19 protein-coding genes and 1 pseudogene are annotated in these 22,019 nt (G+C 69.8%); 14 read left to right on the top strand and 6 right to left on the bottom strand.

Annotated features, from left to right (window positions below):
- The first annotated feature begins 597 nt into the window (after positions 1-597).
- From ACFYZA_RS06550 to ACFYZA_RS06525, 6 genes are all read left to right on the top strand, one after another.
- Positions 598-2,214 carry a SulP family inorganic anion transporter gene (locus tag ACFYZA_RS06550; RefSeq protein ID WP_388487826.1) on the top strand — a complete coding sequence of 539 codons (1,617 nt, stop codon included), beginning with the start codon at positions 598-600 and terminating at the stop codon, positions 2,212-2,214.
- 223 nt (positions 2,215-2,437) lie between these two features.
- Positions 2,438-2,590 carry a hypothetical protein gene (locus ACFYZA_RS06545; protein WP_388487824.1) on the top strand — a complete coding sequence of 51 codons (153 nt, stop codon included), beginning with the start codon at positions 2,438-2,440 and terminating at the stop codon, positions 2,588-2,590.
- A gap of 69 nt (positions 2,591-2,659) precedes the next feature.
- Complete coding sequence (locus ACFYZA_RS06540; RefSeq protein WP_388487822.1) at positions 2,660-3,901, top strand: hypothetical protein; 1,242 nt, start codon at positions 2,660-2,662, stop codon at positions 3,899-3,901.
- A 58-nt stretch (positions 3,902-3,959) separates the two neighbouring features.
- On the top strand, positions 3,960-4,529 hold the full coding sequence (locus ACFYZA_RS06535; RefSeq protein WP_388487819.1) for a hypothetical protein: 570 nt from the start codon (positions 3,960-3,962) through the stop codon (positions 4,527-4,529).
- On the top strand, positions 4,526-5,869 hold the full coding sequence (locus tag ACFYZA_RS06530) for an MFS transporter (protein WP_388487816.1): 1,344 nt from the start codon (positions 4,526-4,528) through the stop codon (positions 5,867-5,869). The genes ACFYZA_RS06535 and ACFYZA_RS06530 overlap by 4 nt, the downstream gene beginning before the upstream one ends.
- A 41-nt stretch (positions 5,870-5,910) precedes the next feature.
- On the top strand, positions 5,911-6,150 hold the full coding sequence (locus ACFYZA_RS06525) for a hypothetical protein (protein ID WP_388487813.1): 240 nt from the start codon (positions 5,911-5,913) through the stop codon (positions 6,148-6,150).
- A 216-nt stretch (positions 6,151-6,366) separates the two neighbouring features.
- Here the strand turns inward: ACFYZA_RS06525 and ACFYZA_RS06520 are convergent, their stop codons facing one another.
- Positions 6,367-6,978, bottom strand: coding sequence for a helix-turn-helix domain-containing protein (locus tag ACFYZA_RS06520; protein WP_382594013.1), 612 nt, complete (start codon positions 6,976-6,978; stop codon positions 6,367-6,369).
- Between the two features lie 141 nt (positions 6,979-7,119).
- Between ACFYZA_RS06520 and ACFYZA_RS06515 the strand changes: the two genes are divergently transcribed.
- Positions 7,120-8,106 carry an alpha/beta fold hydrolase gene (locus ACFYZA_RS06515; RefSeq protein WP_388487811.1) on the top strand — a complete coding sequence of 329 codons (987 nt, stop codon included), beginning with the start codon at positions 7,120-7,122 and terminating at the stop codon, positions 8,104-8,106.
- Between the two features lie 539 nt (positions 8,107-8,645).
- On the top strand, positions 8,646-9,068 hold the full coding sequence (locus tag ACFYZA_RS06510) for a hypothetical protein (RefSeq protein WP_388487808.1): 423 nt from the start codon (positions 8,646-8,648) through the stop codon (positions 9,066-9,068).
- Between the two features lie 691 nt (positions 9,069-9,759).
- On the opposite strand, the gene ACFYZA_RS06505 is transcribed toward ACFYZA_RS06510, so the two are convergent.
- Both ACFYZA_RS06505 and ACFYZA_RS06500 read right to left on the bottom strand, forming a co-directional pair.
- On the bottom strand, positions 9,760-11,025 hold the full coding sequence (locus ACFYZA_RS06505) for a phosphatidylserine/phosphatidylglycerophosphate/cardiolipin synthase family protein (protein ID WP_388487806.1): 1,266 nt from the start codon (positions 11,023-11,025) through the stop codon (positions 9,760-9,762).
- Between the two features lie 273 nt (positions 11,026-11,298).
- Positions 11,299-12,237 carry a LysR family transcriptional regulator gene (locus ACFYZA_RS06500; protein WP_388487804.1) on the bottom strand — a complete coding sequence of 313 codons (939 nt, stop codon included), beginning with the start codon at positions 12,235-12,237 and terminating at the stop codon, positions 11,299-11,301.
- Between the two features lie 703 nt (positions 12,238-12,940).
- On the opposite strand from ACFYZA_RS06500, the gene ACFYZA_RS06495 reads away from it, so the two are divergent.
- From ACFYZA_RS06495 to ACFYZA_RS06480, 4 genes and pseudogenes are all read left to right on the top strand, one after another.
- Positions 12,941-13,732 (top strand): alpha/beta fold hydrolase, encoded by a 792-nt coding sequence (locus tag ACFYZA_RS06495; RefSeq protein WP_388487801.1) that lies wholly within the window; start codon positions 12,941-12,943, stop codon positions 13,730-13,732.
- A gap of 456 nt (positions 13,733-14,188) precedes the next feature.
- Positions 14,189-14,635 (top strand): annotated as a pseudogene (locus ACFYZA_RS06490) (transglutaminase domain-containing protein); the annotation flags it as partial.
- Between the two features lie 51 nt (positions 14,636-14,686).
- Positions 14,687-14,977, top strand: coding sequence for a hypothetical protein (locus tag ACFYZA_RS06485; protein ID WP_388488016.1), 291 nt, complete (start codon positions 14,687-14,689; stop codon positions 14,975-14,977).
- A gap of 344 nt (positions 14,978-15,321) precedes the next feature.
- The gene (locus ACFYZA_RS06480) at positions 15,322-16,062 is read left to right on the top strand and encodes a hypothetical protein (protein WP_382593988.1); all 741 of its coding nucleotides are present in this window, start codon (positions 15,322-15,324) and stop codon (positions 16,060-16,062) included.
- 433 nt (positions 16,063-16,495) lie between these two features.
- Here the strand turns inward: ACFYZA_RS06480 and ACFYZA_RS06475 are convergent, their stop codons facing one another.
- From ACFYZA_RS06475 to ACFYZA_RS06465, 3 genes are all read right to left on the bottom strand, one after another.
- Complete coding sequence (locus ACFYZA_RS06475) at positions 16,496-16,951, bottom strand: hypothetical protein (protein ID WP_388487799.1); 456 nt, start codon at positions 16,949-16,951, stop codon at positions 16,496-16,498.
- 462 nt (positions 16,952-17,413) lie between these two features.
- Positions 17,414-18,337 carry a hypothetical protein gene (locus ACFYZA_RS06470; RefSeq protein ID WP_388487796.1) on the bottom strand — a complete coding sequence of 308 codons (924 nt, stop codon included), beginning with the start codon at positions 18,335-18,337 and terminating at the stop codon, positions 17,414-17,416.
- Positions 18,338-18,700: 363 nt separating this feature from the next.
- Positions 18,701-18,958 (bottom strand): peptidase inhibitor family I36 protein, encoded by a 258-nt coding sequence (locus tag ACFYZA_RS06465; RefSeq protein ID WP_388487793.1) that lies wholly within the window; start codon positions 18,956-18,958, stop codon positions 18,701-18,703.
- A gap of 920 nt (positions 18,959-19,878) precedes the next feature.
- On the opposite strand from ACFYZA_RS06465, the gene ACFYZA_RS06460 reads away from it, so the two are divergent.
- Both ACFYZA_RS06460 and ACFYZA_RS06455 read left to right on the top strand, forming a co-directional pair.
- Entirely contained in the window at positions 19,879-21,096 is a 1,218-nt protein-coding gene (locus tag ACFYZA_RS06460; RefSeq protein ID WP_388487791.1) for a protein-L-isoaspartate O-methyltransferase, read from the top strand.
- 277 nt (positions 21,097-21,373) lie between these two features.
- Positions 21,374-22,006: a hypothetical protein gene (locus tag ACFYZA_RS06455; RefSeq protein ID WP_388487789.1), complete on the top strand. Its 633-nt coding sequence runs from the start codon at positions 21,374-21,376 to the stop codon at positions 22,004-22,006.
- Positions 22,007-22,019 lie beyond the last annotated feature (13 nt).

Here is a 22,019-nt window from a genome sequence, read left to right as displayed (position 1 = left end):
ATGCACGGGCAAAGTAGTGATGGCGGTCCGAGAGGACCGCTCCCCCCACCGGGCGGCCCGGAGCCCCTCCGTACGAACCGGGAACCTCTCCATCGAGCAGACCACACCGCGCCCGAACCCTGTCGAGACGGGCGCAGGAGGCAGGCCGACATGACGTCACCCATCCAGCACGCCCGCCCCTTCGCGACGACCGGCACGGCCCACCTCCGGCACCCCGGTATATGTGGGCCCATCGCTATGGCCGCCCAAAGAGCCCTCCACATAGGGAAGTTGACTCTCTCGCGGAGCCGGAGCGGTAGCCGTGAGCTCGAAGGGCGCGGCATATCGGCGAGGCAGGGCTCGGGTCACGAGTCTCACCAGCCCAACGGCCTCTGTCGCCCCTGACCCGGTGACCCCACCCGGTTCATGTCGGGCGACTGCTCAGGAAACCGACCTGCCGCCATGCCGTCACGCCCAGGACTCCCTTCCGGCGTACACGCCGGGTACGGGCTCCGTCGCCACGCCCGGCGCACACCAGGGGCCTCCGCCCAGGCCCGGCCACCGGGCCCCGCCCCCTCTCCCACCGGCCCGCCCCAGAGCAGAGGAACACCAACGTCCATGTCTCTTCCGCGCTCCTATCTGCGTTCCACTTTCGGAGGCCTGCGCCGGCCTCACGTACTCCGTCAGGATCTGCTCGCCTCCCTGGTCGTGTTCCTCGTGGCCCTGCCACTCTGCGTCGGGGTCGCCGTGGCGTCCGGTGTCCCCGCCGAACTGGGGTTGGTCACGGGCATCGTCGGCGGTCTCGTGGTGGGCTTCCTGCCCGGCAGCTCGCTGCAGGTGAGCGGTCCGGCCGCCGGACTGACGGTCCTGGTGTTCGAGGCGGTTCAGGAATTCGGCCTCGGCATGCTCGGCGCGATCGTGCTGCTCGCCGGCGCCCTTCAGATCGGGCTGGGCCTGCTGCGGTGCGGACGCTGGTTCCGGGCCATCTCGGGCTCCGTGGTCCAGGGCATGCTGGCGGGCATCGGGCTGGTACTGATCTTCGGGCAGCTCTACACCATGGCCGGCGCCCACCAGCCCCGATCGGGCCTGGGCAAGCTCCTCGGGGTGCCGGGCCTGGTCGTCGACGCCGTACGCTCCCCCGGCATGGCGACCGGAGTGGCCGTCGGGCTCGGAACCATCGCCGTGCTCGTCCTGTGGCCCAGGGTTCCCGCGCGACTTCGCGTGGTACCCGCGCCGCTGGCCGCCGTAGCCCTGGCGACCGGGGTCACCGCCGCACTCGGGGCGGACGTGGCCCATGTGACGGTTCGGGGTCTGACCGAGGCCATCCGGCCGCCCGGCCTCGACGACTTGGCGGCACTGGGAGGAGTTGCCGCGCTCGGGACAGCCCTCGCCTTCACCCTCATCGCCTCGGCCGAGTCCCTCTTCAGCGCGGCGGCCGTCGACCGGATGCACAACGGGCCGCGCACGCACTACGACAAGGAGCTGGTCGCGCAGGGGGTCGGCAACAGCCTGTGCGGCCTGCTCGGTGCGCTCCCCATGACCGCAGTCATCGTCCGCAGTTCGGCCAATGTCGCGGCGGGGGCCACCACTTCGCTCTCGCGGATCCTGCATGGCGCGTGGCTGTTGCTGTTCACGGCGCTGCTGCCCGTCGCCATCGGTGCCATTCCGCTCGCCGCCCTGGCGGGTGTGCTGGTGCACGCCGGCTGCAAGCTGGTCCCGGTCCGCGAGATCGGCCCGCTGCTACGGCGCGACCGGGGCGAGGCGCTGATCCTCGGCGCGACAGCGGTGGCGATCGTGACGACGAATCTGTTCGAGGGCGTGATCCTGGGCGTCGTTCTCGCGGTCGCCAAGTCGGCCTGGGACACCTCGCATGTCCACGTCGACGTCCGCGAGAAGGATCGCGGACACCTGGTGGTGGCGCTGTCCGGCACGGCGACGTTCCTGCGGCTTCCGCGCGTACTGGAGACGCTGGAGGCACTGCCGAAGGACCGTCCGATCGAACTGGATCTGTCAGGCGTCTCCCACCTCGACCTCGCCTGCCAGACCGCTCTGGAGGGCTGGGCACTGCGGCACAACCAGGCCGGCTGCGAGCCGGTGCGGCTGACCTCGGGCGGCCCCGGGGTGCCGGCACCCCGGTCCCGGAACGCGGGCCTTCCCGGCCCGGCCGGCGGACCGGTCACGGACGGCGTGCCGGAGTCCCTCGGAGCCACGGGGTCCGACGCCGGGAGCAGGTAAGCCCACCCATGTCGGGCGCGCCCGCGAGGGGTCCGTACGCGGACTCCCTCGCGGGCCACTGTGGCCTGCCCGCCCGGGGATCGACCTTCGCCCCGCACATTCACGCCAGTGGCTTTGACCAATCCTTGACGTTCAGTTGGCGTTCTCTTTACTGTCGCTGGGCGGGGCTGACGGGCACTGCTTCGTCTCCCCTCGACCAGGTTCCGCCAATGAGGAGGTCCTCGTGGACAAGCTCATCCAGCAGATGACCCAGGACACCGTCTGGGCCAAGTGGGTCGCCGCCAACTCGGCGCAGGGCGTCAAGGACGGCTGCATCAGCGCCACGGGCAAACAGGGCTGCATCAGCGCTTCGGGCAAGACCGGTTGCATCTCCTGACGCACGGCCCGACCGCGGGTGCCGCGGCCGGCCTCTCCGGCCGCGGCACCCGCCACCACGGAGGTTCGCATGAGTCCAATGCCCAGCCCCCATGTCGTGGACCGCGTTCGGGACATCCCGCTCTACCGCGAGAGCGTCGCCCGGGGCGACTTCCCGATCCTGGAGAAGACCCAGATCGCGCAGGGCTTCCCCGACAACTGGATGACACCCGCGCTCGCCGGCGCACTCGCGACGGGCGAAGCCGAGTACGTCCTGTCCACCGGCACCAATCACGCCCGGATGCAGCTCATCCGGCCGCCGCTCTTCCTCCTGCGCTCCTACTACCGGCTCTGGAGCGAACACCCCGACCTGCGCGCCACCTGGGAAGCGGGCGGCAAGCGCATCTCCCTCACCACCGTGCTCGCCACCGAGCACGTCGCCCGCGTCAACGCGAAGAACCCGGCGGCCACCCCCGGCGCACGCTGGCTCGACGACCGCACGCTCTATCTCAACCGCACCCACGACCCGGCCCACTGGGACCGGCCGGAGGTGTGCAGGATGCTCGCGGAGATCCGTGACATCGCCGACGCCCACCCGTCCGGCACATACCACCTGGACTGCTCGGGTCCCCATCTCGCCCATCTGGTAAGGAAGTTGGACGCCTGGGACCTGTGGGACGATTTCCCGCTCCCGGGCAGCATCGTCCACGCCTACGAATACACCCCGCTCAATGTCCGCGCCCTGCTGCGCGACCGCTTCGACTGCCCCGTCGTGGACCTCTTCGGCAGCACCGAACTCGGCTACCTCTACTCGAGCGACCCGCGCACCGGCCGCTACCGGCCGCACCTGCGGGACATGAGCGTCGAACTCGTTCCCGTCGCCCCCGGCAGCGGCATCCACAGTCTGATCGTCACCAGTCTGCGCAACCCCTTCATGCCACTGGTCCGCTACCGGTCCGGCGACTGCGTGCGCACCGCCGACGACTCCACCGACCCCGGGCTCATCACCGCCTTCTGCGGCCGGGAGAAGGAGCTCCTCGACACCCCGCACGGTCCCCTCGCCCAGGCCGATCTCGACGCACACGTCACGGCGGTCAGCGACCGGGTCTTCATCTTCCGGGTCATCGAAGCACCCGGATCCGCGGGCGAAGGGCAAGGCCAGGCGGCGCTCGAATACGTGACGTTCGACGACGAGCCGCTGGACGCCGCCCGGTCGCGGCGCCTCGCCGAGACCGTCCAGAACCTGCTCGGCAGGGACTGTGCGCCGGTCCACCGCACCCATGTCCCGATCGGCCGGTCGGGTAAGTACGCCTGGCTGGAACGCTCCCGCTGACACCGGCCACCCCTCCCCCACAAAGCCCCGCCCCGCCGGACCTCTCAGGAGGCAGCCCGTGAGCACGCCCACGCCCCGCACGTCCCATGCCCCGTCCATATCCGCACCGAGCGCCCGCGACCTCCTGGGCAGCGCGCTGTACGAGGAAGCCGTCGGGTACGCCGTCGCACGGACCGGATGCGCGCCCGGCCGGGCCGAGAGCCAGGTACGCGAGTGCCTGCGCTATCTCTACCTGGTCTCCCGCCACCGCGACCGGCTCGCGGGCCTGTTCCTTCCCGTCGAGCAGGACATCGACGAGATCTGGCACTTCCTCATCCTCCAGACCCACGAGTACCAGAGGCTGTGCGAACAGCGCCTGCCCGGAAGGCAGTTCATCCACCACCGCAGCATCGCCTACGGCGTCTACCAGGAACGCCACGCCCTCGACCGGGGACGCGAAAGGTCCGCGGAGGAGGCACTGCGGTGGATCCCGCTGTACACCGCGGCCTTCGGCCCCTTCGACGCGGACGCCATGCCGCACTGGACCGTCGTCCGCTTCCTCCACGAACAGTTGGGCATGAGCCTCGCGGAGATCTCCGCCCTGCCATCGCACACCCCCGGCCTGCGCCAACCCGAGCCGGCCGCATGACCGTCCTCGCGGCGCAGTACGACAAGGGGCCCGCTACGCCCCGGGTCCGACGCCGCCTCATGCGGGTGCTGGTGGCCTCGCAGGTCCTCGGCGGAGCCGGAACGGCCGCCGGCATCACCGTGGGCGCCCTGCTCGTGCAGGACCTGATCGGCTCCACCGGTCCGGCCGGCCTGCCCGTCGCCCTGTTCACCGCGGGTGCCGCGCTCGGCGCCCTGGCAACCGGCCGTGTCTCGCAACGGTGGGGGCGCCGCCCCGGCCTCGCCGCCGGACACGCGACGGCCGCGCTGGGCAGTGTCGGTGTGGTGGCCGGAGCCGGAACGCGCGCCACCCCGCTCCTGCTGGCCGCCCTGTTCGTCTACGGGGCGGGCAGCGTCACCACCCTCCTCGCCCGTTACGCGGGCAGCGACCTGGCTCCGCCACACGAGCAGGGCCGGGCAGCCGGCACGGTGTTGCTGGCCACCACGCTCGGCGCCGTCGCGGCACCAGTCATGATCGGCCCCACCGGGTCACTGGCGCGCCTGCTCGGACTGCCGGACCTGACCGGCCCCTTCGTCCTGGCGGCCGGCGCCTATGCGGCTGCCGCACTCGTCGTAGCTCTCCGGCTGCGCCCCGACCCGCTGTTCCTCGCGCGCGCCGCCCAGGAGGGCATGCCGGAACACGAGACGCCGGGACTCCGGCCGCACCCTCCCCGCCGGGCGGCCGTCGCCGCCGGCTCCGCGGTCATGATCAGCGGACAGCTCGTCATGATCGCCATCATGACCATGACCCCGATCCATCTGACGCACCACGGACACCACACCCAGGCCGTGGGCATCGTCATCGGGCTTCACATCGGCGCCATGTTCCTGCCCTCCCCCCTGACGGGCCGCCTGGTCGACCGCGTCGGAAGCCGTCCGGTCGCGGCGGCCTCGGGCGGTGCCCTCCTCGCCGCGGGGCTGCTCGCCGCCACCGTCCCGCCCGGCGGCACTGCCCTGCCGGCCCTCGCGCTCGTCGTGCTCGGCATCGGCTGGAACATGGCCCTCGTCAGCGGTACGACCATGGTCACCGAAGCGACCGCGCCCGAGACGCGGGCCTCCACCCAGGGCCTCGTCGACGTGGGGATGTCGATCGCCGGAGCAACCGGCGGCGCCGCCTCCGGCCTCGTCGTCTCCACGACGAGTTACCCGTTCCTCGCCACCGCCGGGGGCGTGCTCGCGCTGGCCGTCATCGCGCCGACCGCACTTCTCGCTCACCGGCGCGACCCCGCACACCACGACGGGAAGAAGCGCCCCGGCACACCGGACGCAGGGCGCGGCGGCCTGCTCCGTACGGCCAATGGCGACGGCGACGACCCGCACTGACCTGGCACCTCCCACATGCGCGGCCCTTCAGGGGCGCCATCATGTCCCGGGGCCCGAATCCCCCGCCCGCCGGTCCCGCCCTCACCGCCGTCGTGATCGGCGGGCCGCTGTGGGCGCACCACCTCGACCGATCGCGTCAACCGGGCCTGGGGACAGTGGAGTTCGAAGAGCAAGGCACGAATATTGCGCCGCGCGACATCCCCGCCGTTCTCGTACCCGACCTCGACCTCGACCTTGACCAGCGACGAGACTGGCCCAACTTCGGCCTGACGCCCATCTGACGCCCACCCGCCGCCCGGAGGCGTACGGAGCCCTCCCCCCTCCCGGCCCAGCCCACGCCCGGAGCGCTCACCGAGCAGCACATCCGCGTCTGAGCACACGCACCATCTGAGGGGCGCTTTCGTTGGCGGGATTCGCCGGCCGAAGCGCTCGGCGAAGACACCACCACAAAGGACAGGCCAGCCGCTGAACGGAACCGAGGTCACAAAGGCTGCGGGCTACCGAGGGACGAGGCCGGAGGTCGGCGGTGTCCGCGGCCGCAGTCGTTCACCCTGCGGCCCGAACAGGATCAGGTACTCGACCGGCCCGCCGGGTCCGGAGTTCGCCACCCCGTGCAGGGTGCGGGTATCGAACTCGGCGACGTCCCCGGCAGTCAGGACGAGGTCCTGATCACCGAGCGCGAGCCACAGCCGTCCGTACAGGACGCACAGCCACTCGTAGCCCTCGTGGGAAACCTGCCGAGGCCGTGCGGGCAGTTCCTCGACGGCGGGCAGGACGTGCTTGTGGGCGTGCAACCCGCCGACGTACCGGGTCAACGGCAGTACCGCCTTGTCGTCCCCGAAACTGTGCGGTGCCGTGCTGCGGCGCTCGGCCGAGGGCGCTGGCGCGATACCGGCCAGCTCGTCCAGGGAGGCGCCGTACTCCTTCGCCAGCTGCAGCACTACCTCCAGGGTGGGCTTACGCCGACCGGTCTCGATCCGCGACAAGGTGCTCGGCGAGATGCCTGTCGCGCGGCTGACACCGGTGAGCGTGGCGCCGTGCTGCTCGCGCACGGCCCGCAATCTGGGCCCCATCGCCGCCAACGTGCCGTCCAGGTCGTCGCCTGCCACCGTTCCAGCTCCTTCCAGCCGCACCACTGAACCGCCCCGGGCTGCGATCTTGCCAGACTGGCAACGCCGATCGCGTCCGGAGGCCGCCCCGCCGCATGATCGACGGGTACCCGCCTCCGTACGCGAACCGAGGAGAAGCCCATGCAGCCCGAGGCGCCCGCCGAAGTCCGCCACCGCACCATCGAGACCCCAGCCGGACGCCTGCACCTGGTCGAGCAGGGCACCGGCCCGCTGGTCCTGCTCGTGCACGGCTTCCCCGAGTCCTGGTACTCCTGGCGTCACCAGCTCCCAGCCCTCGCCGCGGCCGGCTACCGGGCGGTGGCGATCGACGTGCGGGGCTACGGCCGCTCTTCCAAGCCGGAGGCGCCCGACGCCTACCGGATGCTCGACCTGGTGGCCGACAACGTCGCCGTCGTGCGCGCTCTCGGCGAGGAGAACGCGGTGGTCGTCGGCCACGACTGGGGCTCCAACATCGCCGCCACCTCAGCCCTGCTCCACCCCGAGATCTTCCGCGCTGTCGGCCTGCTCAGCGTCCCCTACGCACCACCCGGCGGCCCCCGCCCCACCGACATCTTCGACCGGATCGGCGGCCCCGAGCAGGAGTTCTACGTCTCCTACTTCCAGGAGCCCGGCCGCGCCGAGGCGGAGATCGAGCCCGACGTCCGGGGCTGGCTCGCGGGCTTCTACGCGGCCCTGTCCGCCGACACCATGCCCGCCCAAGGCGCGCCCGACCCGCACTTCGTCGCCCACGGCGGCCGGCTGCGCGACCGCTTTCCCGCAGGCCCGCTCCCGGCCTGGCTGACCGAGGACGACCTAGACGTCTACGCCGGGGAGTTCGAGCGCACCGGCCTGACCGGCGCCCTCAACCGCTACCGCAACATGGACCGCGACTGGGAGGACCTCGCCCCGTACCGCGGAGCCCCCATCACGCAGCCGTCCCTCTTCATCGGCGGCGCACTGGACGCCTCCACCACCTGGATGGCCGACGCCATCGACGCCTACCCCACCACCCTCCCCGCCCTCACGGCCTCCCACCTCCTGGACGGCTGCGGCCACTGGATCCAGCAGGAACGCCCCGACGAGGTCAACCGCCTGCTGACCGACTGGCTCACCGCCCTCCAGGGTTGAACCATCGACGCAGAGTGCTGTTCCAGCGGCGCGAGGTGCCCTGCGGCCGGGATGACCACGGTCCGGCCCGCCTTGAGATCGCGGGCCAGTCCCTCTCCCTCGCCTCGCATGAAGAAATCGGGCAAGTCGTGTTCACCGACGCCGACCGAGGCGGGAGCGGTCAGTGGTCGCAGCGCGGCCGTTCCTTGGCCTAGCGGGTCCGTCGTCAGCGCCGGTTCGCTGTGGGCGAGTTGTCCGGTGAGCTGGTCGACGAGTACCAGCCCCTCGACCCGCTCCGGTGCCGGGACCGCGGTCTGGAGTGCCACCAAGGCGCCGAGAGAGTTTCCGGCACGGCGACGACGACGTCAGGCTGGTCGTCTGGTTCGACGACTGACGTCACCTCGCGGCCCAGATGACGATCCCGGCAATGTGGAGCGCGGCGAGATGGCTCGTGGCGGTCTTGTCGTATCGGGTGGTGTCGGCGTTCGGACTCTTATCCCCAGCTGCGTACGGACGAAAGCCCCCAGTTGTTTCCGATCCTGGTGCGCCATGCTGGCTCCATGACAACTAGGGGGTGGGGCATAGCGGCCGTGGCCTGGAGCGTGCTTGCTGTGCTGTTCCTGGGGATAACGGTGTCGACCGTGGCCTTCGGGCTCCTGCGGCTGGGACTAGCTGGGAACGAAGTCCAGGTTCGTCTTTCGCAGTGCCGGCTCAAAAGCACTCGAAGCGGAAGCTACGTTGAGTGCTCAGGTCGGATTGTGGGCGACGTGAGCATGGTCACCGTGACGGTTGGTTATGACGGCAAGCGAGGGGACGTAGTGCCCGTGGCCAGAACGCCGTGGGGAACCTTCGAGGTGGTGGACAAGAGCTTCACGTCGTGGGGGACGGCGGTTCTGATCCCGATCCTGCCTCTCGTTGCGACGGCGATGACGTCCTATTTCGCGTTGAAATCCGGCCGTCGAGCCAGGAGGCCGACGCCGTGACCTGCCTGCCCGCCTGCCGCCGTCACACCCGGATGGTGCCGGCCGTACTCCTTCCTGGCCGCCCGCGCGCCGGACGGACCGTCATGGACAGCGGTGCCGGACGCGGTCCGGCCGGGACCGCCGACGAAGCCCCCAACAGGCGCGTCCGCTGCGGTTCGACGAACCCAGGTCCCGGCTCAGCCTGGTCCTGCCACCGTCCCCGACGTTTCGCTGACCGCCGTGCGCACTTCTCCCGGTCGGGGAGATGCGGACCGTTCAGGGCATGCACGTGATCGGACACTAAAGGGCTCCTGTGAGAGGGGAGGGCAGCTCGGTGCATCCGAGTACTCGCGGACAAGATCCGCTCCGAGGAGCCTGCTGTCCACCGGCTTCGAGGTGGGGTTCTCCCCCGGGCCGCAGTCGTGGTCTCCCCTGCCTCGACCACGCACGACCACACTCGCCGAAGCACAGCAGACAAGCCTACCGACGAACTGGCCCTGGCTTGGCGCGAGTTATGGCATCCCCTGGCGTCGGCTCCGTGAGGAGCGTCCTACTGGCTCATCGGCCACGGCACCCCCGCCCCCTGAGGGACGGCCAGGAGGCGAAGGGGTGGTGCACAGTGGCTACGGGACGTGGAAAGCGGGGCGTTGTCTGCCGCAGGGCGCTTGCTGCTCCGCGACCGGACAAGGACTGTCGGTGCAGGCCCGTTGGCTCAGAGAAACCGGCGGATAGGAACGACTGCCAGTTCCTTGGCGCGCTGGAAAGGTGCGCGTCGCTTCCATCGTCCCCTCGTGATGAGTTCACTCTGCTCAAGGTCCTGTGCGAAGTGACGGTCCAGCGTTGCGGTGAACGTCTGGTCCAGCACGGCCAGCATGACTTCTTCATCGTGATCGAGGGAGCGGCGGTTGAAGTTGGTCGAGCCGACCAGTGCCAGCGTCCTGTCGACGGTGACGACCTTGGTGTGGAGCATCGTCGGCTGGTACTGGAAGATCTTGACGCCGCAGGCGGTGAGGTCCTCGTAGTAACGCTGGCCGGCCAGTTGGCAGACCCGCTTGTCGGTGTGCGGGCCCGGCAGCAGGATCTCGACCTCCACTCCGCGACGGGCGGCGGCGCACAACAGCTCGATGAAGTACGCGTCGGGCGCGAAGTAGGCGGTGGCCAGACGGATCCGTTCCTCCGCCGACTCGATCACCACACGGAACAGCGTCTGCATGTCCTGCCAGCCGAAACTGGCCGAGCCGCGCACCACCTGCACGACCGCGTCGCCCTGAGGCACGTGGGAGGTGAACCGGTCGCGGTCGTCGAAGAGTTCTTCGTGACACTCGGCCCAGTTCTGCGCGAACGCCGCAGCCAGACCGTCCACGGCCGGCCCGCGCACCTGGACGTGGGTGTCGCGCCATTCGTCCGGGTTGCGGGCGTCGCCGCACCACTCCTCGGCGATGCCGACACCACCAGTGAATGCCGTTTCCTCATCGACGACGAGGACCTTGCGGTGACAGCGGTGGTTCTGCTTCAGCGGCGACAGATAGAGGGGCTTGCGGAACCAGGCCACCTCCACACCGGCCCGCTCCATCGACTCCAGCTGGTCCTTCTCGATGAGCCGACTCCCGAATCCGTCCAGGAGCAGCCGCACCCTCAGCCCTTGCCGGGCCCGTTCCGCCAGCGCGTCGGCGAACTGCTGGGCGATCTCGCCCTTCCAGTAGACGAACGTCATCATGTCCACCGTGTGCTGGGCGGAGCGGATCGCGTCCAGCATCGCGGTGAAGATCTCGTCCCCGTTGCGGAGCGGGATCAGCATGTTGCCCTCGGTCGCGGCAATCCCGATGAGCCGCTCCAGCCTGCGTCTTATGAGCCGGGCCCGGTGCTCAAGAGTCGCACTCAACTCCCCCACGGCGTCGTCGGCGGCTGCCGCTGCCCGGACGGGCTCAGTTGCTTCAGGCGCGCCCGGCCCTGCGGGAGCGCTGTACGGGTGTGTCATGTCTGGACCTTCCTCGAACGACAGCCAAGAGGACGAACCAGACCGGCCTCGGCCGGGGTCGCCTGACGGTTGACTGTATTGACCCGCATGGTGCGCACGTCCGGTGGGTCCGGGCATCGCGGACGGCCGCTGTCGGACGCCCTCACCGCAGACGTGGCCCGCAGGCTCAGGACGGCCCCCGGGGGTGCGGGCCAACGCGACCGGCGACGTCAGGGGGGTGATTGCGATGGCGCCGGCAGCGGAACCCGAGGTACGGGACTCCCCGGCGTCGGCTCAGCCCGGTACCCGCCGTTCCACCGCGCTCATCCCGGGCGGCGCCAGGGCGGGGGAAATTTCCAGTACGGCGTCGGCGAAGGCGCGAACGCGCTGGTCCGTGTCGTCGCACGCGCGCCACACCAGACCGTGCTCGATCGGCGGCGCGTCGGTGATCCGGGCGAAGTGGATGTCCGGGCGCTGGTACAGCAGCGGCAGTTGCCCGTCGCCGGGCACCACGGCCCTGCCCGCCGACACCTGGCCGAGCGCCTCCGCGTACGTGGTGCACGGCTCGGGGCGCCGGCGGATCGGCCGGTCCGCCGGGGTCCTCACCGGCAGGTGCAGGTCGCTCCAGTAGCGGGGGACGGACTCGGGCACGCCGATGAACGTCTCGCCCGCGAGGTCCTCCATGGACACCTCTGCCCGGCCCGCCAGACGGTGGTTCACCGGAAGGGAGATGTACCTCTCACTGCGGGTGATCACCGCGCCCATGGTCATGTCCGGCTCGTCGACGGGCAGCGTGATCAGGAGCACATCGGCGCTTCCGTCACGCAACTGCGTTGCGTGGTGGTGCAGTTGGGTCTCGATGACGCGTACGTCGCAGTGCGGGTTCCGCTGTTCGAACACCTCGCGGGCCGCATAGAGGAAGCGGCTCGCCTGAGTCCCCATGAAGCCCACGGTGAGCGTGCCGTGCATGCCGCGCCCGGCCATCTCGGCACGGTCGAGGGCGCGTTTGATGCCCTCGTACAGCGGCACCAGATCTTCTCGCAGGCCGTGCCCGACGGGGGTCAGCGCGACGTGCCGGGAGGTGCGTTCGAAGAGGGCCACGCCGAGGCGACGCTCGATCTTCTTCACCGTCTTGCTGACCAGCCCGGTGGTGACGTGCAAACGCTCGGCGGTCCGGCCGAAATGCAGCTCCTCGGAGAGCGTCAGGAAGATCTCCATCTCCGCGCGTTCCATCGACTGCTCACTCCCCCTGATCGTTGAACTGCCGGACACGATCATGCCTCATCGTGAACCACGGCTCCACGGTGGCGAATACCCGCTCCGCCTGGTCAACGTGAGGGCGGCCCTCCGCTTGACGTCGACGGCATTGAACGTGAGTCAACGCTCGTTGCCGGACTGGCCGTTGATGATGCCGCCGCAGACGGCCATCGTTGACACGTACGCGATTCGGCCTCCTGGCGCCCCCATGTGGCCGAGATGGGCCGTTCCCGGCCATCGGGCCTGCCCGGCCCCCTGCACCTCCTTTCCCCGCTCCGTGCGCGCGTGCGTCGAGGCGCCCTGACCAGACCCGAGGAACGGAATGAATCGTTTTCCAGCAATCGCCGATCCCGAAGGCACCACGCCCGCGGGGCGACCGGAGCCGGCGGAAGGCGGGGCGAGCGCGCGGGAGACGCCGCGGCACAGCGCCCCCCGCTGGGTGCCGCTCGGAGCCATCCGGGCAGGCGCCCCCCGACCGCACCTCGCGGTGCGGTGGCACAAGCCACTTGCGGACGGCCCAACCTCGTCGCCCGCCGACCCCAGGCTCGCAATCCCCCGGCCCCCGACGTCGACAGCCCCCGAAGGCCACGGTCGTCCACTGCCGGGCTGAGGGCGACCGCGTACGCGCCGTACGGCGTCCCTCTCCATAGGCGCTCCGCCACACGAACGGAAGGTTCCCATGTCACGACAGTTCACGGCCGGCACCCTGCGCGGTGTCGACACCCTCGGCGGGGACCCTCCGGTGCTCTTCGTGAACGGCGGCCTCTCCACGCAACGGCAGTGGAAGCGCGTCATCACACGGCTCGACGGGCGATACCGCACCGTCACGTACGACGCACGGGGACGAGGGAGCTCCAACACCTCGACGGACCACTCGCTGCGCGGCGCCGTCGACGACGTCGACCGCGTCGTCGAGGCGACCGCACTCAGACAGCCGATCCTGGTCGGCTGGTCCCACGGCGCGACAATCGCTCTGTGTTACGCGGCCGAGTACCCGGAGCGGGTGAGCGGGCTCGTCCTCATCGACGGCGTCCATCCCGTGTCCGTCCTCGACGACATGGGCAGGGAGCGGGTCCGCAGACAGTGCCGTGGGCGCGGGCGATCCTCGCGGCTCCCGTCCGTTCTCGCCCCTGGGGTGAGGCTCGGCTCTCAGGACCGCGCGGATCTCGTCATCGAGACGGACGAGGTCAACGGTGACCTCGGCATTGGCTGGGAGGCCCTGCGCTGTCCGACCGTGCTGGTCGTCCCGGCGAGTGACACGGCCGGGGCCGCCGCGGTCGACGCCGTGGCGAGCGACGACAGTGTGACCTTCCTCGTGACCACGACGACCGACCGTGCGCGCATCCTCACCGAGGACCCCGACGTCGTGGCCGCCGCGATCGAAGAGGTGCGGCGCCGGCGCATGCCCGATCCGGACTTCCTCGCTCCCACCGCTCCCCTCAAGTTGGCCTCCCCGTCGCGGAGTTCCTGAGCCCTGGGGTTCGTAGCCCCTCTACGCCCCCGGCGTCCCGCAGTCGCAGCACGATCGAGGTCATGGACAGTTTCAACCGCGCCTTCACCGGCCGCGAAGCCGTCCTGCTCGAGGACCTGATCGCCGAGCGCTGCGTCGTGGAGAGCGAGCAGCCCGCGCCGAGCGGCGCTCGGGTCGTAGGCGCTAGGCCTGTGCGCGGTGGTGTACCGCGCTCGCGGAAGACCCCGGTACACGGTTCACCCGGCAGGAGGTCATCGTGGCGAGCGAGGGTCCGTTGGTTTGCCGAGCCGGCTTGGTGCGGCGCCGGAAGGCGACTGCGGCGAAGTGCTTGCGCGAGCGGGCTCGGCGCCGGCCTGTAGCGGCAGTGCGGCCACACCGGCCATCAGCCTCGCTTGAACGCGTTCAAAAAAGCTGAGAGGATGTGTTGCGCCGCAACCGGGACTGAGGGGGCAAGTGATGGTGAGTGCGCTGCTGACACCGCGCAGGCAGGCTCGACGGGCCGTCACCGATGGGCGCGGTTCGAGCGGGGGGACGGTGTCCACGCGAGTTCTCGACTGGGAACATCCGCGTGTTCAGTCCGCAGTGCGAAGCATCGGCATAGTGCTCCAGGAAGGGGCTGGGCCCGCAACGAAGGTGGCGGCCCTTCGCCGCGCACACCAGTGGATCTCCGCAACGGTTCGTCCTGTGTACTCGGTGCAGGAGGCGCGACCGGTATCAGAGGTTCTCCGGCTCGGCCGGGGCTCATGCAGTCAGCGCATGGCCGTCCTGGAAGGAGTCGCGCGGGCGTGGGGCATTCCCTCGCGCGTGCGTGGCCTCGTAGTGGACGGCTCGTTTTGGTACCCGCGCTTCCCCCGGCTGCGTCGACTGGTTCCGGACCAAGTCGTTCTGGCCTGGCCGGAGTTCCGTATCGACGGACTGTCGGAGGTCGATCACACCGCCGCACCCTGGCTGCCTGTGTCTGAGCTGTTCACCGGCGCCGGCGGCCCGCGTGGCCGGGGCGGCGTCTTCACGAACACCGGCCCCGAGACGCTCTTCGAAGCGCTGTCCAGGACGAGCGTCAACTGGGACAAGGGCACGGCCTGCCCCACGTCGAACGGCTCGTGCGACCTCTCGGCGTACCTGCTCACGGACCTTGGTCACTTCGCCTCCCGAGACGCGCTCTTCGCCCAACACGGCCAGACCCTGTGCGGCCCTGCGCGACTCCTGGCCGAGCCCGTCTTGGGCCGACGAGCGGCCGGCCTGTAGCACGCAAGAGGGCAGTGAGATCGTCGGCGTTTTCGATCAGGCGGTGACGGCAGCCGGGGCCCTTCCTCCGGGTCGGCCACGATCCACGTTGAGCGCGCGAGCAGGCCAGACGCCCATCCCGAGGGTGAGGGCCGGACGTCGTGGATGACCCGCACACGGCATCCACACCTGTCGGAGGCGAAGGCGAAGCCAACCACGTGGTGCGGCTCGGTACCCCCTGGGGGGCCCGCGCCGACGGTTCGCGCGGCGAGGGAAGACTATGTTGCCCCCGGTCTTGCCCTGCCGGCCCTTTGCGGAGCCGGACCGGTCCCTCAATCATGACGGTTGATCAAGGAGGGGAAGCAATGCGCGCGCAGGCTTCATCGGAGGCGGAGTACACCCAGGCCCGGGCGGCGTCGAGGCGCGGTGCCGAACGCGGTGGGACGTCCATGAGCGGGGCGATGCTCGCCCTTCAGCGCAGCGCGGGCAACGCCGCGGTCAGCGCCATGGTCCAACGCAGCCGTCACGAGTGCGGCGACGGGTGCGGCGGATCCAAGGCCGTGCAGCGCGCCAAGGCCAAGGACTGGAAGCTGGGTTCGACAAGCACCGAACTCGCCTCGGTGAAGGCCAGCCACCCCAACGATCCGCTGGTGGACACGCTGCACCACATCATTCCCAAGTCGCTCTTCCAGCCGTTTCTCGCGCTGCTGACCCCTGCTCAGACGCAGCAGATCACGACGGACCTGGCGCCTCTCGCTCCGGCCGCATTCGCCTCGCCCAACCTCGACAAGGCGCTCAAGAACGTCCCGGCCAACTTCCGCGTCGGCCCCCGGCCCGAGGACAGGTCCGACGACCCGGGCAGCGGCCTCGACGTGAACACCACCGCCTCGGGCAGCACTACCCCCCGCTCCGCGCAGCTCGAGAGCGCCTTCAACTACATGGAGAGCGCCATCGCCGCGGGCGCCGTGATCCAGGCGGAGTTCGACAACAAGTTCCTCGCCCCGATGGTCGACGCGTTCACCCAGCACGGAACGGCCATCAACATCGACCCGGCGCGCGCGACCTGGCTCCACGACCCCGCCGTGGGCAAGTACCACAAGCCCTGACAGCGCGGGGCCCTCACCCCGGTACTGCTTGCCTTCAGAGGCGCGGGGTCAAGACGTGCACCCGGGCCTTCGCGCCAGCTGCCGTGGCGTTCGCCGAGACGACCTACCGCACTGCACGCCAACGCAGTTGGAGTGCCGCACAAAGACCGCCGGGGCCTCCGGGGGTGCGCTCGTCAGGACAACTCCCGCCCGGCATTGCGGAAGTCCGGCTCCACCGCTTCCGCTACGGCCGGATCCAGCGATCACACCCAGGTTTCAGCAGGCGCTGTCGCCACCACACAGTCCGTCGCCCGCCCCGAGCGCCGGGGATCGGAGGGAGAGCCCAGTCCTCCAACTCGCTTACTACGGCTGGCTGTTCAGCACCCTCCGCCCGCAGGAGTCGCGCCGGACATCATCCTGCGTCCTTCCAGAACTGCGCACGTTGGCCCCTGTCTCACGCGCTCTTCAGCCGACGCTTGAGGCTCAGCATCTCCTCATTTCGGTCGAGTTCTGGGTAGAGCCTGCACAGGTCTGCGATCACCACACGGATGAACGCCTCTGCCGCCCCGCGGAACTCCTGGTAGGAAACGGAGACCACGGGCCCGCGTTCTTCGCGGATGCGCAGTACGTCGCCCTTTCTCGTGAAGGAGAACTCCCCCGCTCCCCCGGCGGCCGAGTACGTCCTCTTGGGGCGGCCCTCCAACTCCCCGCTGAGCACGTAGAAACAGTAGGCGGCGTCGAGCACGGGCCCGGGACGGCTGAAGTCCGCATCACCCGCCTTGAAGGTGAGCTCCCCCCAGAACAACTCCTCCGTCAGCTCATAAAGGTCCGCCACCACAAGCCTGCGGCGCAACACCGGGTTGTCCACACCGTCTCGAATGCCGACTACCCGATGCCCAAACTCGATCACGACATGCCCCTTAAATCCCCGTCCCGAAAAGGGAGTCTATGAGTCGCTGGGTGCGAGCGGCGAAGCGGCCGGCGGGCCTGCCGACGCCAACAGCCCGGGCAGTGGCTCGGGATACCCATGCCGCATCCGGCCTCGTGGGCTTCCGTGACCACAGGTATGCAGCCGGGCCGGTACTGACGGCCTCATCGGTGTATGTCCGCAACGGTCCACCTCCGACGTGCGGCACGGGCGCAACAGGCCGGACCCTCGCCGGCCCCTGACTCTCGCCACCCGGCGTACCGAACTCGTCTCTCCGCTCACCTGCCCTTCCGGTCTCGGAGCGGATGCCAACCGGGTTCCGACCTCGCTCGGCGGCCGGAACCCGCGCGTTGCGGACTCAAGAGCGTGCAACCGGTCGCGACCATCCAGTTGGGCAGGCGCTCCTCGGTCTGATGGCCCTCCGGTGGGGCACGGCCCCGTGGATCAGCGGGCGCGTCGGTTGCTGCGGATTCGATGGGTGACGGCCATCGTGGTGCCCAGGACGAGGAGTACCCCCGCGCCCCCGACGGCCCATGTCACGGCGGCATCGCTGCCGGAGTGGGCGAGTTCGCCGGTGGGGGCTGGGCCGTCCGGTTCACCCTCCGATGCGCCCACGAGTCCTGTTTCGGTCGGGCGGGGGTCGGGGGCGGGCGTGGGCTGCGAGGTGGCGGTGGGTTCCGGAGCGGGCGCCGCACTGGCCGACGATGACGGGCTCGGAGAGGGGGTCTGGGTGGGCGGGGTCGGATCGGGTGTGGGATCGGGGTCCGGATCCGGCGCGTGGGGCCGTACGATTTTGGACTCCACCCAGTTGTCGACTGGGTCGGGGCTGTGCTGCGTATCGGGCGTCGGGCCGAGCATGAAGAACGTCAGAGGCGCGTCGGAGGTGAACCTGATGCGTACCCGGAAGGCGGTTTCCCCCGGAGGCAGTACCACCCGGTCCAGGGGCAGGGCCGCGTCCACGTTCCCGTCGCGGTCCGGCTGTTCAAGCGGGGCGTCGGCCCATGCGCCGTTCACGCGCAGCTGGACCCGCATGTGCTCCATGACCAGGCGGGGGGCCGGATGGATGGTGTCTATCGCGAGGTTAACGTCGTAGTCGCTGAGGTCGTGGTCGGTGAGGTTGCCAATGACGAGGGTGAACTCCCCCCAGTCGCCGCCCGCTTCGAAGGTGTCCGGGACCTCCCGGACGACGGAGGTCATCTGCTGGCGCGGGTCGGCGGCGGGTGCGGCGGCCCGGGGGTGGGTGCCGAACAGCGGGCTGCGGTTGGGTACGTGCGGAGAACGCGCAGCCGGGCGTGTCTCTTCGGCCGATGCCGGCGCAGCTGCCAGCACGGTCGGGGTGACGGCGGCAACAGCCGCCAGAACTGCCATGCGCTTGTGGTTCACGTAGGTGCCGATTCCTGAGAGGCCCGTGAGGGGGTGAGCAGTACCTCGACTCTTGTTTAGGGATGCACCTCTATGTAGCCGTCTTCGGCCTATGAGCCCATAGAGTGCATTTATGGGTTGTATAGGGGCAGCCATCCATCGCGCCGTGTCACGGCACGGTGTGCAGCAGGGGGCGTCCGTCCCCCTCGGATACGCGAACGAGCCCCGGACCTTATCGATCCGAGGCTCGCGGGCTGTCCGGGCCACCGCTGTCACCGGCCGAGCTCGAAGTATTCGATGTCCGTGAACCGGATCTCCTCCAGGCGGCCGACCCAGCCGTCACCGTCCCGGAGTTGCGACGGCGATTGATCAGCCGCTAGTGGCGACCGAATGCGCGGGGAAGGGCAGTACTGACACCGAAGCGCCCGCGTTGACGGTGTACCGGTCGCCGGTGTAACCCGTGCCGGAGTACACGACCACCCACGACGCTCGCTTGTTCCAGATGGAGCGGATGGGAGCGCCCGTGTTGCCGGTGGAGTATTTCCAGGCGTAGCTGTTGTCGGAGTAGCCGATTCCGCTCCAGCCGCAGACCACGTTCACAGCAGCGTCGCACTGCGAATGAGACATGGGACGGAGAGCGGAACTCTCCGCTGCGGCGGTAGCCTGGCTCGTCAGCGACAGTCCGATAATGGCGGCGATGGCCCCGATTTTGAAGGTTGAACGCATAGTTTCTCCCCAGTTCATCGGTACATGGGACAGGGCTCAGTCTGCCCAATCTTGTGCCGCGCGGGTAGCCCGGTCGTCAAGGTCGGTGTCCAGCGCACGAGGGGCGACGTCGGACGGCATTGGAGTGTCAGCGAACCTCCACCAGCCACAGAGCTGATCACGAGACACTGCACTCTGTACCAACCGGACGCTGGCACTCAACGGGGCGTTCGCCCTGGTGAGATGTGATTGCTCCCGAGTCTGGTCCCGCGCCAGTTCGAGGTGGCTTCGTCAGTGAGGCGGCGGGTCGTGACGTCGACAGTCGCGGGGTGAGACGGCACTGTTTGATCAGCTCGCGGGCCTGCCGCGAGGTCGCTGCGGGACAGGATGTGGCGTCAGCCCCGCTGGTTGAGGTGCTCGGGCGTCCTGAAGGCGACGTTGGGCAGTCAGCCGCGCCGCGTTCAGGTTCCTTGAGGAGTATGCCCGGAGGCCGGCGGCGGTTGTTGAGATTGGACTCACGATGTTGTAGCGGCTGATCGACGCCGACACCAGTATCACGATGGCCGTCAGAACGGTGAGGTCAGCCCGGTGCCGTGTACCAGCGGCATCTTGCCGCCTTCGGATGCGGCGTCATATGCCCTACTGGACTGGTGAAGTGGTGAGGCACCATCAGAAAAGGCCTCACCACGGCGGGTTGGACGTTTACCGTGGACTTCCTCGGTGACCCTCTGGAGGTCAGATAAATGGAGTGGAAGCACCGCTCGCCGATCGGAGACGACGGGCAACAGCCTGACCGGCCCATCCCTCCCCCGCCCCCACCGCCCGCACCCAAGAAGTAGCCCGTGCCCTCCGCCGCACACGACGCCGCGCTGCTCGCCTCCATTGGCGTGCGGCGCGGTGCTCCCGTGCCCGCGCCCTACGCCGCCGCGCTGCGCGCCGTGCCCCGCCACCTGTTCCTGCCCGGCCGGATCTGGGTCCGCGACGGCCACGGCGGATACCGGCCCCTCGACCGCGCCGCCGACCCCGACGCCTGGGCACGGGCCGCGTACAGTGATCAGCCGCTCGTCACCCAGCTCACCGACGGGGTGCCGACGTCCTCGGCGTCGATGCCGTCGATGGTCCTGTACCAGCTCGAGCTGGCCGGCATCGGCGGCCTCGCCCGCCAACGGGACAGCAACAGCCGTGACGGCATCGAGGCGCCCCGGGTCCTTGAGCTGGGAACGGGCACCGGCTTCAACGCCGGACTCCTGTCCGCGCTCCTCGGCCAGGACGCGGTCACCACCCTCGAACTCGACCCCGCCCTCACCACGCAGGCTCAGCGGAATCTGAAGTCCGCCGGGTACGCGCCCACCGTGATCGAGGCCGACGCTGTCGCCGGCTGGCCCCCGGGCGCGCCCTACGACCGGATCCTCGCCACATTCTCCGTCGACCGCATCCCCGACCCGTGGCGGGCCCAAGTCCGGCCCGAAGGCAGCATCGTGACGCCCTGGTACTCGGACTGGACCGCCTACGGCATGCTCACTCTCGCCGTGGCCGCCGATGGGGCAGCGCAGGGCCGATTCCACCCTCACGGCTCGTACATGACGATGCGCACCCCCAACGGCCCCCACGCCGCCACGCGGCCCCCCTCTGAGCCAGGCGGACCCGCCCGGCGGCCCGATCCCGACACCGCGGCCACGGCCGGCACGCCGGCGACCAGGACCCGCCTGTCGCCCTGGGCCGTCAGCGGAGACCCCGACACCGAATTCCACCTCGGCCTCACCGTCCCCCACACGTCGTACGACTGGGACACGACCGGCGAGCACGCCCCCATCCGGTTCGCTCTGTACGGCGCCGACGGCTCCGTCGCAGCCGTCGACTACGACGGGCAGCAGGCCGACGAGTTCACCGTCACCCAGAGCGGACGACGCCGCCTGTGGGACGAGACCGAAGTCGCCTACGCCCGCTGGGAACGCCTCGGCCGCCCCGGCGTCGAACGCCATGGCCTGACCATCACTCCCGACAGCACCCACCACGTGTGGCTCGACGATCCCGGGCATCGCCTGACCGCCATCCAGTAGCCGGCGCCATCTTCTCCCCGCGCTCGCAGGGATGGACCCGACTTCGTGACGACCGGCTGGAATCGCCTTGCCCGCACCCCGGACGCGCGGGCCGGCTCGCACGGCCGCCGACCCCAAGACCATTGCTTCGCGCTCACCCTCACCCCTGCTCTCGATGATGCCGTCGGCCTGGCGGTGCACGCATATGGATTGTTGAACGATCCTTCAATAGGCTGGTTAGGCAGCAAGTCGTCTGCTGCGCGGACGCAGACAGCAACGGACCGGAGGGCCTCGGAAAATGAGCCGGTACCAGTTCGAACAGGTCGATGACCTCGGGCGGATCCTGTACTGCGACGACCCCGCTCTGCGGCTCGAGCGCGTGCTGATGAACCTGGAGACGACACAAGGCACAGTCGCCCTCAGGCACGCACATCACATGCCCGCCACCCTCTTCGAGTTCAGGCACGCCCTGGGCGTGGGCGACTTCGGGTATGTCGTGCCGGACGGAGCCTCGCTCGACGAGATACCCGATGAACCGCAGATCGAAGGCGCCATCCTGTTCGGCATGCGGCGCCTGCCCCCGGACTTCGCCGACCTGTGCTCGATCCCAGGATGGGAGCTGCACGAGATACCCGATGAACAGCCAAAACTGGCGGAGCGGTACGGATACACCTACTCCCGCCTGGAACTGCGGACGCCCGACGGTGAGATCTACTCCCGGACCTGGGTCGCGCACGACCCCGAGTGGTCGGCCGCCGCCCGGCGTCACGGCCGCGTCGTGTGCCTGTGCGGCGTGACACTGGGAATCCGCGCACCGTACGCGATGACCGAGGCACAACACACGCCCGGGATGCGCCACGAAGCGTTCCGCCTCGGATGTGCGGTGGGTCTGAACATCGGCGGACTCATCGCCTACGCCGACCACCACTGACGCGCGACACCAA

Source organism: Streptomyces sp. NPDC001828 (assembly GCF_042892175.1).
Classification (GTDB): Bacteria; Actinomycetota; Actinomycetes; order Streptomycetales; family Streptomycetaceae; genus Streptomyces.
The sequence above is the reverse complement of the archived record's forward strand: the minus strand, read 5'-3'. Positions and strand labels throughout refer to the sequence as shown.